Consider the following 13,469-nt stretch of genomic DNA (forward strand, 5'->3'; position numbering starts at 1 on the left):
AAGCTTATCGCTGTTATCGTTCCCCAATACCCAAGGAACCAATGGCTGAGTTAAGGTTATTTATTTTTTAAAGTTAATTCAGGCAAAACTTTTGTATCTTTATATTGAGACACTAAAGCAAAGATTGGATGCGATCAATCAATTACGACTGGAACGAGCATCATCTTCTATGAATGAAGCGTTCAAGCATGTATATGGATTGCTGCCAGTTTTATTAAATTATCATCATCCCATGTTACCTGGTTATATAGAAGGTAATGTACCTGCTGGTGTCTGTTTTTTTGCGCCTGATGCTCAGCAAATTAATTGGTTAAAGCAGTTTGAGGCATATCTTTTTTGTGAACTATCTTCACAACAAACCAATGGTGAATTACCTATTACAGGTATTTATTCCATGGGAAGTTCATCATCAATCGGGCAAAGTGATGTTTCTGATTTAGATATTTGGGTATGTCATCAATCATGGTTAGATCAAGAAGAAAGACAACTGCTACAAAAAAAATGTACATTAATTGAGCAATGGGCGTCCTCGCTTGGTATAGATGTTACTTTCTTTTTAATTGATGAAAATCGTTTTCGCCATCATACGAGTGGTAGTTTGAGCGATGAAGATTGCGGAACAACACAACATATATTGCTATTGGATGAATTTTATCGTACAGCGGTTCGTATGGCTGGGAAACGTTTGCTATGGATGATGGTACCCGCAGAAGAAGAAGCCAATTATGATGAATATGTTTTATTTTTGTACGCGCGGGGAGTATTAACGCCAAATGAGTGGTTGGATTTAGGCGGCTTAGGTGAATTATCGGCTGAAGAGTATTTTGGTGCTAGCTTGTGGCAATTGTATAAAAGTGTTGATTCTCCTTATAAAGCGGTGCTGAAAAGTATTTTACTGGAAGCTTATTCCTGGAATTATCCGCATGGTATGTTGCTGGCAATGGAATTTAAGAAACGTTTGCATGCTGGGGAAATTGTTTCCTATGGTCTGGATGCCTATTGTTTAATGTTAGAACGCGTTACCCGTTATTTAATGGAAATCGGTGATTTTAAACGCCTTGATTTGATTCGTCGCTGTTTTTACCTCAAAGTTTGTGAAAACTTGTCTGATGAAAATAGTACCTCGGTGAGTGGTAGTTGGCGCAGGCAGGTGTTATCACAGCTTGTTACTTCATGGGAGTGGAATACAGAGCGATTAAGCGTCCTCGACAAACGAAATTATTGGAAAATAGCGCAGGTTCGAGATGCACATAATGAATTACTTGACACCATGATGCAAAGTTATCGTAATCTTATTCGTTTTGCCCGTCGTAATAATTTACGGATTAGTGCAAGCCCACAAGATATTGGTGTGTTGACGCGGAAATTGTATGCCGCCTTTGAAGTATTACCTGGCAAAGTCACTTTAGTTAATCCGCAAATTTCACCAGATCTGATCTGAAAGTCATCTCACTTTTATTTATGTTCCTGCTGGGCGCGCCAATCGCAGTGGTTGGTACTTATATAATAAGGCGCCAACTATTGATTCTATCATTGGACACCAACCTTTAGAATATAACCGTTATCTTAGTAAATTAGTGGCATGGACTTACTTCAATGGTTTATTGACAGAACAATCCCATATTTATATTCATAATGGTGGTTCACAATGTGATGAGAATAAATTACATCAATTTATTAATGATATAACCACAAATTTTCCTATTCGATTACTAGCACCCACACCAAAAGCTTTATATAGTCCCTGTGAAATTCGCCATTTAGCCATTATTGTTAATTTAGAGAAAGATCCGACAGCGGTGTTTTCTGATCAAATTATTCATTTTGATTTACGTAAATTAGACATATTGAGTTTTGGTGATCCACCGCAATGCTTAGTGAGCAGTATTGATCTACTGTATCGTAACTCTTGGAATGAGGTGAGAACACTGCATTTTTCCGGTGAGCAATCTATGTTGGAAGCATTAAAAACGATCCTGGGCAAAATGCATCAAGATGCTGAACTGCCAGATGTGGTTGAAGTTTTCTGCTATAGCCAACATATGAGAGGGTTGATCGGTACACGTGTTCAACAGTTGGTTTCAGAATGTATTGAATTACGTCTATCAAGCAGTTGTAATGACTCAGGGCGTTTTAAGGCACTACGTATTGCAGGTCAGACTTGGGGATTATTTTTTGAGCGTTTGAATGTTTCAGTGCAGAAATTGGAAAATGCAGTCGAATTTTATGGTGCAATTTCTAATAATAAATTACATGGCTTGACGATAAAATTGGATATCAAAGAAACTTATCATTTACCTTTAGTTGTTGATGGTTATGCCAGTGAAGGGATTGTACAATTCTTCTTTGAGGATACAGAAGAAAATCATGGTTTTAATATCTATATTTTAGATGAAAAAAACCGGGTGGAAATTTATTCACACTGTGAAGGAAACAAAGAAGAACTTGTTAGGGATGTTAGCCGTTTTTACTCATCCTCACATTATCGTTCTACCTACCGTGCAAGTTTAGTCAATTTCAATTTACCGCAATTTTATCAGATAATAAAAGTAGAAGATAAAAATCAAGTCATTCCTTATTTGTCTGGATCATTTTCAAACTCACCGTTCAATGAGAATGTCTGTCGAGAAGAATCAGGTATTAGTTTTTATATACATTAATAATAAAGAATGGTATTTGTTTTTTCGCAGTTAGAGATCAAATGAAAGTGGTTCACCACTTTGTTCACTAATAGCATAGGCTAATATTTGGATAAAATTTTTATTACTGCGAGTACAATACCAATTGTCTATTTTATAGTTAAAGTGGTAACCACCTGACCGTGTAGCTAGCCATATTTGATGGAGTGCTTCTTGGCGGTTGATAATAATTTTACTATCATTTTCGAAGGTTAGTGTCATAATACCGCCATGGGTTTCGCAATCGATATCATTATTACCATCATACTGATCAAGTTGTTCTTCTATTTTATTCATCACTTTATCAACCAGTTGATGAAATTCTGTGTCTGTCATCGTCAATTTCCTATTTGCTTTTCTACGCCTAACTGCGATTATAGATTATAAAGGATAATGATTTAAACATGCAGGCGTTAACATAATGAAAAAATTACTTTGGCTATTTATGACATCGATATTTTTAACCTTACTTTCTGCTTGTGGTTTGAAAGGGCCACTCTATTTTCCAGCAAAAGCAACAGCGGAGCAAAAGACTGAAAGTACGATATCGTCTAAAGAGACAGAACATCAATTGATACAGACCGAAACATTGCAAAAATCGAGTAATGACAAAATAGCCAATTGATTAAGATGGAGTAGAAAATGCAATTCTCCAAAATGCATGGTTTGGGTAACGATTTTATGGTGGTAGATGCCGTTACTCAGAATGTTTATTTTTCTCCTGAGCTTATTTGTCGTTTATCAGATCGACATAAGGGCATTGGATTTGATCAGCTTTTAGTTGTTGAAGCACCTTATGATCCCGCTCTTGATTTTCATTATCGTATTTTTAATGCCGATGGTAGTGAAGTGGCTCAATGTGGTAATGGTGCCCGTTGTTTTGCTCGTTTTGTTCGCCTTAAAAAACTGACCAATAAACGCGATATCAAGGTAAGTACTCAATCTGGCAGGTTGACATTATCGGTAGCAGAAAATGAAGATGTTTGTGTCAATATGGGAGTTCCTGAGTTTGAGCCAAATACAGTACCATTTAAAGCGAAAAAAGCTGAGAAAACTTATATAATTAGAACTCAGCAACAAACAATATTATGTGGCGTGGTTTCTATCGGCAACCCTCATTGTGTATTACAGGTTGAAAATATTGACACGGCTGAAGTTGCTTTAATAGGGTCGATGCTTGAAAAGCATGAACGTTTTCCTGAGCGAGCTAATATAGGATTTATGCAGGTGATTGATCATGAGCACATTCGATTACGTGTACATGAACGTGGTGTAGGAGAAACACAGGCTTGTGGAAGTGGTGCCTGTGCTGCTGCTGCTATCGGTATTCAGCAAGGTTTATTAAAAAAAAATGTCCGTGTTGATTTACTTGGTGGCATGTTAAAAATTCGTTGGAATGGACTAGGTCATCCACTGTTTATGACAGGCCCTGCGACACATGTTTATGATGGTGTTATTCATTTCTAAGTTTTGTTTGGTTAAGAGGTCTTTTATTATGGATAAAAAAGAAGCAGCATTTGATCCTCAACCTCTGTTAGATGATCAGGCAGTCGTAAAATATCTAAAAAGCAATCCTCATTTTTTTATTCGCAATGCAGCTGCTGTTGAACAGATACGGGTTCCTCATCCGGTTCATCATGCGGTTTCATTAGTTGAATGGTCGATGAAACGTCAACGAGTTTATATCCAAAATCTGGAACAGGATATGCAACTATTGGTTGAGCAGGCGCGCAATAATGAAATACTATTTAATCGACTGTTAAAATTGGTTATTCAGCTATCAACGGCAGATGATTTTGCCGATTTGCAGCGACGTTTATATGCCTGGTCAAGAAGTTTTGGTTTGAGCGGTGCTTATATTCGCTTGTTTAGTGATTGTTGGCAGCTAGGCATACCAATGGATGCGCAAAAAGTTATGATTTCTCGTCAGGCATTTGAGCCTGTTCGTATTCAGCGATTTGGTGAAAAAAATCATTATCTTGGTACGTTAAATAATCCAGAAATATTATTATTAATGCCAGACGCAAATCATGTCGGTTCGGTGGCTATTTCTTTATTAGGTCTTTATGGTAATTTAGGGATGGTGATCTTTAGTAGCCGCGATACTCAGCATTATCAAAAAGGGATGGGAACGACAATGCTTGACCACTTAGCCAAATTATTGCCCGATTTGCTGTTACGTTGGGTAACTCGTGCATGAATTCAACACGGCAAAGCTTGCAGCAGCGAATTGACGACTTTTTGCGTTACTTACGTGTAGAACGGCAGCTAAGCCCCGTGACGATTATTAATTATCAACGCCAATTAGTCATGTTAATGGACATGGCTATAAATATGAACATCAATGATTGGACGCAATTAGAAACATCACATGTTCGTATGATGGTTGCAAAATGTCGCCGACAAGGATCACAGGCAGCGACTCTCGCTTTGCGTCTTTCGTCATTAAGAAGTTTTTTAAATTGGTTAGTTGAGCAGGGCATATTAACCGCTAATTCAGCTAAAACTGTTAGAACGCCGAAAAATAAACGCCATTTACCAAAAAATATCGATGTAGATGAAGTCAATCAGTTGTTAAATATTGATTTAGCAGATCCGCTATCTGTACGTGATAGAACCATGTTGGAAGTGATGTATGGCGCAGGATTCCGTTTATCGGAACTGGTTAATTTGAATTGCCAACATCTGGATTTACCTAATGGTGAAGTTTGGCTTATGGGAAAAGGTAGTAAAGAACGGAAGATACCATTAGGACGTATTGCGGTAGAATGGTTAATCCGTTGGCTTGAGATGCGCCAGCAATATGTTAAGCAAGACGAAGCTGTTTTTATCTCAATCCAAAGAGGAAAACGTATTTCCGCTCGGAATGTACAAAAGCGTTTTGCATTATGGGGAATTCGTCAGAATGTTAGAAATCACATTCATCCTCATAAACTTCGTCACTCTTTTGCTACTCATATCCTGGAATCAAGTGGCGATTTAAGGGCAGTTCAAGAGTTACTAGGACATGCTAATCTTTCTACCACTCAAGTTTATACTCACCTAGATTTTCAGCATTTAGCCAAGGTTTATGATGTGGCTCATCCAAGGGCAAAAAGGGAGAAACCTTGAATGCATGTTTATCGGCAATTAACTTCTATTGCAGCGATTACCTTTGATTTGGATGATACACTGTATGATAATCGCCCTGTTATTGCTAAAACTGAACAGGAATTATTAAATTTTATTCGTTGTTATGACGATCGCTTTAATAAACTTCAATTTGCCGATTTGAAAAACTATCAAACGTTAATTGTTAATCAATATCCTGAAATTTATCATGATGTTACACAGTGGCGTTGGTTAGCAGTCAAGGCGTTACTTTGTCAGTATGGTTACGATCGAGAAGGATCTGCTAGTGGTGCTGACGATATAATGGTACACTTTTCTTATTGGCCTAGTCAAATCGTAGTCCCAGACGTGACCCATAAAATCTTATCTACCTTAGCCGAAAAATTCCCACTAGCGGTTATTACTAATGGCAATGCAGATCCGTATGCTTGTGGATTAGGCGATTATTTTCAATTTGTTTTAAAAGCGGGGCCAGATGGACGCGCTAAACCGTTTAGTGATATGTATTATCTTGCTGCGCAGAAATTTAATATTGTAGTGGATAAAATTTTACATATTGGTGATGATTTAACAACCGATATCCAAGGTGCTTTACATAGTGGCATGCAAGCTTGTTAGATCAATACTAACAGTAGCAACTTACTAGCCACCAATGAGAATGACATATTACCTCATATTGAGATCATCGGTTTAGCTTCACTCATTGCGCTGATATAATCTTCTCATCTGGTTAAAAACACAGTAGTGATTTATTGACTGCTCTCTTAATTTAATGGTAACCATGAACGCCTCATATTTACTTGAAAACTTAAATATTAAGCAACGCGAAGCTGTTGCTGCTCCTCGAACGAATATGTTAATACTTGCTGGCGCAGGTAGTGGTAAAACACGGGTACTGGTTCATCGAATTGCCTGGTTACTGACGGTTGATAAGGTTTCGCCTTTCTTGATTATGGCGGTGACATTTACCAATAAAGCAGCGGCTGAAATGCGTCATCGTATTAATGTGTTATTAGGTAGCGATCAAGGCGGTATGTGGGTAGGAACTTTTCATGGCCTGGCGCATCGTCTATTGCGGGCTCACTATTTGGATGCCGATTTACCGCAAGATTTCCAAATCTTAGATAGTGATGATCAATATCGTTTATTGCGTAGAATTATCAAGGCCATCAATCTGGATGAGTGTAAGTGGCCACCACGTCAGGCTATGTGGTACATCAATGCCAAAAAAGATGAAGGCTTGCGGCCACAGCATATTGAAAGTTATGGCAATCCAACAGAGGTAACGTGGCTGCGAGTTTATCAGGCTTATCAGGAAGCGTGTGATCGGGCCGGATTAGTTGATTTTGCTGAACTTTTATTGCGTGCCCATGAAATGTGGCTGAAGAAACCGCATATACTACAACATTATCGTGAACGTTTTACCAATATTCTGGTTGATGAATTTCAAGATACCAACAGTATCCAGTATGCCTGGATACGTATTTTGGCCGGTGATACTGGCAAGGTGATGATTGTTGGTGATGACGATCAGTCAATTTATGGTTGGCGTGGCGCACAGGTAGAAAATATTCAACGTTTCTTGCAAGATTTTCCGGCGGCGGAAACTATTCGGCTAGAACAAAATTATCGTTCGACTAACAATATCTTGAAGTCGGCTAATGCACTGATTGCTAATAATAATAACCGGTTAGGAAAAAATCTCTGGACAGAAGGGGCTGATGGTGAACCTATTTCGCTTTATTGTGGCTTCAACGAGTTAGATGAAGCGCGTTATGTTGTTAGTCGCATTAAACAATGGCATGAGAAAGGTGGTGCTTTAAAGCAGTGCGCAATTCTTTATCGCAGCAATGCACAATCACGAGTGCTTGAAGAAGCCTTATTACAGTCTTCAATGTCTTATCGTATTTATGGTGGCCAACGCTTTTTTGAGCGGCAGGAAATTAAAGATGCGCTCTCTTATTTACGTTTGGTTGCTAACCGTAATGATGATGCATCATTTGAGCGAGTTGTTAATACACCAACTCGAGGTATCGGCGAACGAAGTTTAGACACTATTCGTCAGGCCGCGCATGAAAAACAACTCACGCTTTGGGAAAGTTGTGAATATTTATTAGCTGAAAAAGTCCTTGGAGGTCGGGCGGCCGGGGCGATTGAACGGTTTCTTGAGCTAATTGATGCATTAGCTAAAGAAACGACGGATATGCCGTTACATGTTCAAACTGATCGCGTGATCCGCGACTCAGGTCTGCGGTCGATGTACCAGCAAGAAAAAGGCGAAAAAGCGCAAGCGCGGATTGAAAACCTTAAGGAGTTAGTCACTGCTACTTGTCAATTTAGTTATCAAGAAGAAGATCAAGATTTAATGCCACTGCAAGCATTTTTGTCTCATGCTGCGTTGGAATCCGGTGAAGGGCAGGCGGAGTTACATCAAGATGCCGTTCAGTTAATGACGCTACATTCGGCAAAAGGTTTAGAATTTCCATTGGTTTTTATTGTTGGTATGGAAGAAGGTATGTTTCCAAGCCAAAGGAGTGCGGAAGAGAGCGGAGGGCTGGCAGAAGAAAGGCGATTGGCTTATGTTGGATTGACACGAGCCATGGAGAAATTGACGCTTACTTATGCGGAAAGCCGTCGCTTATATGGTAAAGAAGTCTACCATCGTCCTTCGCGTTTTATTGCCGAATTACCGACTGAATGTATTGAAGAAGTTCGTTTACGTGCAACGGTTTCTCGCCCTATTAGGCATCAACGACTTGGTACCCCAATTAATCGAAATGATAGTGGCTATGCATTAGGCCAACGGGTTCGTCATCCTAAGTTTGGTGAAGGAACTATTATTAATTTGGAAGGGGATGGTGAGCGTTGCCGCTTGCAGATAGCTTTTCAGGGCGAAGGGATCAAATGGTTGGTTGCAGCTTATGCTAAATTAGAGTTGCAATAAAGAACGCTTGAAGTATGGGAATTTTTGTTACTAATTAACTGGCTATTATTTTGCTATTTGGGGTTCTGAAGGAGGCGCCATAATATGCTGCTGGCATTTAAATTAGACAACCATCGTTTGTCTCGCCTTGAGCTTGATGAAGGTGAAAAACTAACCGATGCGGTATGGGTTGATTTAATGGAGCCTGATGAAAAAGAACGGCAAACAGTACAAACTGAATTGAAACAATTATTAGTAATCCCATCTGAATTAACTGATATTGAAGCATCGGCTCGTTTTTTTGAGGATGAGGATGGTTTACATATTCATTCATTTTTTTATTATCAAGATAGTGATGAATATGTTAGTAATTCGACGGTTGCTTTCACTTTTCGTGATGGCCGTTTATATACCTTACGGGAGCGTGATCTGCCGGCTTGTAGTTTGTATCGTATGCGTTCAAGAAGTCAAAAGTTGATCGATGCTAATGCTTATGAATTATTTTTAGATTTATTTGAAACCAAAATTGAACAACTTGCTGATGTAATAGAAAATATTTATAGCGTATTGGAATCGTTAAGCCGGATTATTTTGGAAGGCAAACAAGGTGATGAATTCGATAGCGCACTTTCTAATTTAGCGGAACAAGAAGATATTGGCTGGAAAGTGCGGTTGTGTTTGATGGACAGTCAACGAGCATTAAATTTTTTGATCCGCCGAGCAAGATTGCCGGCAGGTCAATTAGAGCAAGCGAGAGATATTTTACGTGATATGAATCACTGCTACCTCATAATGAATCATTATTTCAAAAAGTAAATTTTCTTATGCAAGCGGCAATGGGTTTTATTAATATTGAGCAGAGTCGAATTATTAAAATTTTCTCCGTTGTTTCTGTGGTCTTTTTACCGCCGACGCTAGTGGCGTCCAGTTACGGTATGAATTTTGAATTTATGCCTGAATTAGGCTGGCGTTTTGGCTATCCGGCAGCAATTATATTGATGATTATTGCCGGGCTGGCACCTTATCTTTATTTTAAACGTAAGAATTGGCTCTGAATTTATCAGATAAATAAAGATAACTTGAGTAAAGTAGAAAGGCCAGCTTAATAACATAAGCTTCATATGACGTTTATTTAAAATAGATTTTTATTATGGTCTTAGCTTGGTTATTTATATTTAACCCACGAAACAAGTGGCTATACCTGTTGCGATATGTTTATTTTCGTTACTATGTAATTCGGCCCGGGCAACAGAAATCTTATTACTAGTGAGAATGATTTTTCCACTCGCAATAAATTTTTTACCACGACCTGGACGCAAGTAATTAATATTCAAATCGATGGTCGCAAAGGCAGATAAAGGGTCTCTGAGCGCTTCTTTTGACAATGAAGTTATTCGACTTAATGCATTACAAAAGCAAATTACACTGCTAGCAAAATCTAACACTGCAGCAATTACACCACCATGTAGGATTTGTTGTTCAAAGTTTCCTATCAATTGTGATTTGTTGTTAAAAATTAACTTGATCTGGGTGTTATCAAAGGATAACAACTCAAGACCTAATAATTGGTTGAATTGCATTTGAAGATATTTTCCAATTATAAGTTTCTGTGCATCGTCCAATGTAGGGGCAGGCGTATTCATAAATATTCTCTTAATTATTAGATATTATGTTAATCAACGATTGTTATTATGCAAAGGTTGGCAATTTTTCTATGATTATGCTTTATGAATAGGTAAAAAATAAATGGTTATTTGGCATAATAAAGAGTGACTTTTTTTCTTCTAACCTCTTTATTTTATAGCGGAAATTAATAGGATGCTGTAATTCTTATCAGAGTCAGGTAGCATATATTTATTTACCGTTTTTTATCAAAATTGATTAGTCACGTTTATTAAGGATACCAGTGTCTACTGCGGAAATTATCAATATTACATCCCCGGCTCGGCAAGTGTTACAGCAGATTTTTGGTTATCAGCAATTTCGGCCAGGCCAAGAACAAATTATTAATACTATACTTACAAATCAAGATTGTTTGGTCGTCATGCCAACCGGCGGAGGAAAATCTCTCTGTTATCAAATGCTCGCTTTAATTTTACCTGGCTTAACCATAGTAGTTTCTCCACTGATTTCATTAATGAAAGATCAAGTTGATCAGCTTTCTCAGTATGGTATTGAAGCCAGTTATCTTAATTCAAGCCAAACCGGGCAACAGCAAAAGCAGGTAATTGAGCATTGTCGGCAAGGCAACATAAAATTACTTTATATTGCCCCAGAGCGGTTGGTTATGGATAATTTTCTTGATCAATTGCCGAAATTAAATTCGGCTTTATTGGCTGTCGATGAAGCTCATTGTATTTCACAGTGGGGACATGATTTTCGCCCTGAGTATCGAGCATTAGGGCAATTGCGGCGTCGTTTTCCACAGTTACCAGTTATTGCCTTAACGGCTACTGCTGATCAAACAACGCGTAATGATATTATTGACGGGCTTGAACTGTGTGAACCACTTGTCCATATCAGTAGCTTCGATCGACCTAATATTCGTTATACTTTAGTAGAAAAATACAAGCCTCTTGATCAGCTTTGGTTTTTTTATTAAAGGACAAAAGAGTAACAGCGGTATTGTTTATTGTAATAGCCGTAGTAAAGCTGAAGAGGCAGCTGAACGATTGTATAAACGGGGTTTGAGTGCGGCGGCCTATCATGCGGGTCTTGATAATACACAACGTGCAAAAGTACAGGATGCTTTTCAAAAAGATGATTTGCAAGTGGTGGTTGTAACGGTGGCATTTGGTATGGGAATTAATAAATCTAATGTCCGTTTTGTCGTCCATTTTGATATTGCCCGTAATATAGAATCTTATTATCAAGAAACCGGTAGAGCTGGACGCGACGGCTTAGCTGCAGAAGCCATTTTATTTTATGATCCCGCTGATTTATCTTGGTTGCGTCGTTGTTTGGCGGAAAAGCGAGCCGGCAATTACAAGAGATTGAGCGCCATAAACTAAATGCCATGAGTGCTTTTGCCGAGACACAAACCTGTCGCCGTCTAGTATTGTTAAATTATTTTGGTGAAAATCGACAGCAACCTTGTGGTAACTGCGATATCTGTTTAGATCCACCGAAACGGTATGATGGCCTAATTGATGCTCAGAAAGTACTTTCTTGTATTTATCGGACAGGGCAGCGTTTTGGTATCGGCTATATTGTTGGCATTTTGCGCGGCGCAAATCATCAACGTATACGTGAATTTGATCATGATAAGTTGCCAGTTTATGGCTTGGGTAAAGAACAGAGTCATGAGCATTGGGTGAGTGTGTGTCGGTAACTTATTCATATGGGTTTAGTGAACCAAAATATTGCTCATTTTTCAGCATTACAATTGACAGAAGCAGCTAGGCCGATATTGCGCGGCGAGGTACCATTACAATTGGCTGTTGCTAGAGTTTTATCGAAAAAAAAGCCGTAATCAGCAAAATAAAAACTACCAAGGCCATTATGATAAAAAATTATTTGCTAAATTACGTCAATTAAGAAAAGTGATTGCTAATGAAGAAAATATTCCACCTTTTGTGGTTTTTAACGATGCAACTTTAATAGAGATGGCGGAGCGATGCCCTGTCGGGCCGAATGAACTACTGTTGATTAATGGTGTAGGCCAAAGAAAATTAGCACGATTTGGTGAGGCATTTATGACATTGATTCGCGATCATCTGGCAGATTTTGAATGAGTTTAGGAGTAATTATGACGCCTGACATGCTAAAAGCGAGTTGGCTGACACGTGAATCTCAGTTTTTAGCGTTTGCTAATGGTCCGCTTTTAGATTTTTGGAAGATGCATGATGAAGCAGAATTTATTGGCGTTGATAATATTCCTATTCGTTATGTAAAAATTTGTTCTGCTCAGCATGATAAAGCGATTGTTATTTTGCCCGGGCGTAGTGAAAGCTATGTAAAATATCCTGAAGTCGCTTATGATCTTTATCATCTTGGTTATGATATTTTTATCATAGATCATCGTGGACAAGGCCTTTCGGGAAGAATGTTGGCCGATCCGCAAAAGGGGCACGTCGAAAAATTTACTGATTATATTGATGATTTTGAATCTTTTATTTCTCTTGAGATCAAGTCACGACACTATTCACGTTGTTATGCACTCTCCCATTCAATGGGAGGGGCTATTCTTGCGGGTTATTTGCTGAGAGATAGTCTGACTTTTAATGCTGCGGTTTTATGTGCTCCAATGATAGACATTAATTTACCGGTTTCACGTTGGTTGGCAAATTTTATCATTCAATGTGCTGAGGCGAGATCCAATACCCGTGATGATTATGCAGTATCAACCGGTAGATGGCAGCCATTACCCTTTATTATTAATGTGTTGACCCATAGTTATGAACGTTATCGGCGTTATTTACGTTATTATGCCGATTATCCTGAATTACGTCTTGGTGGTCCAACTTATCATTGGATTGGGGAGAGTCTGCAGTTTGGTGCTAGCTTAATTGAAAAAGCGGCAGAGATTGAGGTTCCGCTGATGGTATTAGAAGCGAGTGAAGATAAGGTCGTTAGTAATCGGGATATCCAGAGATTTTGTGTCGCTCGGCAAAAAATGCAGATGGGAAGAGAGGAAAAGCTACCTTTAATTATTGAAGGGGCAGACCATGAAATATTATTTGAAAACGATGCATTACGTGCCATGGCACTTAATGCAATTTGTGATTTTTTTGATCAACATTGATTAACCAAGGAAA

8 protein-coding genes and 4 pseudogenes are annotated in these 13,469 nt (G+C 38.6%); 10 read left to right on the forward strand and 2 right to left on the reverse strand.

Translation table 11 applies throughout. From position 1 onward, the window contains the following. The first annotated feature begins 91 nt into the window (after nt 1-91). Nucleotides 92-2,660 (forward strand): annotated as a pseudogene (locus AC01GB_RS08485) (class I adenylate cyclase). A 30-nt stretch (nt 2,661-2,690) separates the two neighbouring features. Here AC01GB_RS08485 and cyaY read toward each other — a convergent pair. Next, complete coding sequence (cyaY, locus tag AC01GB_RS08490; protein WP_474451459.1) at nt 2,691-3,014, reverse strand: iron donor protein CyaY; 324 nt, start codon at nt 3,012-3,014, stop codon at nt 2,691-2,693. Between the two features lie 85 nt (nt 3,015-3,099). On the opposite strand from cyaY, the gene lptM reads away from it, so the two are divergent. The 7 genes and pseudogenes from lptM (at nt 3,100) to corA (ending at nt 9,767) form a co-directional block, all read left to right on the forward strand. Further along, nucleotides 3,100-3,303 carry an LPS translocon maturation chaperone LptM gene (lptM, locus tag AC01GB_RS08495; protein ID WP_474451460.1) on the forward strand — a complete coding sequence of 68 codons (204 nt, stop codon included), beginning with the start codon at nt 3,100-3,102 and terminating at the stop codon, nt 3,301-3,303. A gap of 17 nt (nt 3,304-3,320) precedes the next feature. Beyond that, entirely contained in the window at nt 3,321-4,145 is an 825-nt protein-coding gene (dapF, locus tag AC01GB_RS08500) for a diaminopimelate epimerase (RefSeq protein ID WP_474451461.1), read from the forward strand. A 28-nt stretch (nt 4,146-4,173) separates the two neighbouring features. Continuing rightward, nucleotides 4,174-4,878, forward strand: a complete 705-nt coding sequence (locus AC01GB_RS08505) for a DUF484 domain-containing protein (protein ID WP_474451462.1) — start codon at nt 4,174-4,176, stop codon at nt 4,876-4,878. Next, nucleotides 4,875-5,789, forward strand: a complete 915-nt coding sequence (xerC, locus tag AC01GB_RS08510; protein ID WP_474451463.1) for a tyrosine recombinase XerC — start codon at nt 4,875-4,877, stop codon at nt 5,787-5,789. Before AC01GB_RS08505 ends, xerC begins: the two co-directional genes overlap by 4 nt. Next, nucleotides 5,790-6,506 (forward strand): annotated as a pseudogene (gene yigB / locus AC01GB_RS08515) (5-amino-6-(5-phospho-D-ribitylamino)uracil phosphatase YigB). Between the two features lie 64 nt (nt 6,507-6,570). After that, complete coding sequence (gene uvrD / locus AC01GB_RS08520) at nt 6,571-8,733, forward strand: DNA helicase II (protein ID WP_474451464.1); 2,163 nt, start codon at nt 6,571-6,573, stop codon at nt 8,731-8,733. Between the two features lie 84 nt (nt 8,734-8,817). After that, nucleotides 8,818-9,767 (forward strand): annotated as a pseudogene (corA, locus tag AC01GB_RS08525) (magnesium/cobalt transporter CorA). Between the two features lie 120 nt (nt 9,768-9,887). Here the strand turns inward: corA and AC01GB_RS08530 are convergent. Beyond that, a complete protein-coding gene (locus tag AC01GB_RS08530) occupies nt 9,888-10,355 on the reverse strand; it encodes a thioesterase family protein (protein WP_474451466.1) in 468 nt (155 codons plus the stop codon). A gap of 263 nt (nt 10,356-10,618) precedes the next feature. Here AC01GB_RS08530 and recQ point away from each other — a divergent pair. Both recQ and pldB read left to right on the forward strand, forming a co-directional pair. Then, nucleotides 10,619-12,446 (forward strand): annotated as a pseudogene (gene recQ, locus AC01GB_RS08535) (ATP-dependent DNA helicase RecQ). A gap of 14 nt (nt 12,447-12,460) precedes the next feature. Beyond that, entirely contained in the window at nt 12,461-13,456 is a 996-nt protein-coding gene (pldB, locus tag AC01GB_RS08540) for a lysophospholipase L2 (protein ID WP_474451467.1), read from the forward strand. The last annotated feature ends 13 nt before the right edge of the window (nt 13,457-13,469 follow it).

The organism is Candidatus Arsenophonus phytopathogenicus (genome assembly GCF_056113345.1).

Coding starts and splice junctions, on each gene's coding strand:
- pldB (WP_474451467.1), top strand. CDS start 12,461: ATGACGCCTGACATGCTAAAAGCGAGTTGGCTGACACGTGAATCTCAG.
- dapF (WP_474451461.1), top strand. CDS start 3,321: ATGCAATTCTCCAAAATGCATGGTTTGGGTAACGATTTTATGGTGGTA.
- uvrD (WP_474451464.1), top strand. CDS start 6,571: ATGAACGCCTCATATTTACTTGAAAACTTAAATATTAAGCAACGCGAA.
- cyaY (WP_474451459.1), bottom strand. CDS start 3,014: ATGACAGACACAGAATTTCATCAACTGGTTGATAAAGTGATGAATAAA.
- AC01GB_RS08530 (WP_474451466.1), bottom strand. CDS start 10,355: ATGAATACGCCTGCCCCTACATTGGACGATGCACAGAAACTTATAATT.
- AC01GB_RS08505 (WP_474451462.1), top strand. CDS start 4,174: ATGGATAAAAAAGAAGCAGCATTTGATCCTCAACCTCTGTTAGATGAT.
- lptM (WP_474451460.1), top strand. CDS start 3,100: ATGAAAAAATTACTTTGGCTATTTATGACATCGATATTTTTAACCTTA.
- xerC (WP_474451463.1), top strand. CDS start 4,875: ATGAATTCAACACGGCAAAGCTTGCAGCAGCGAATTGACGACTTTTTG.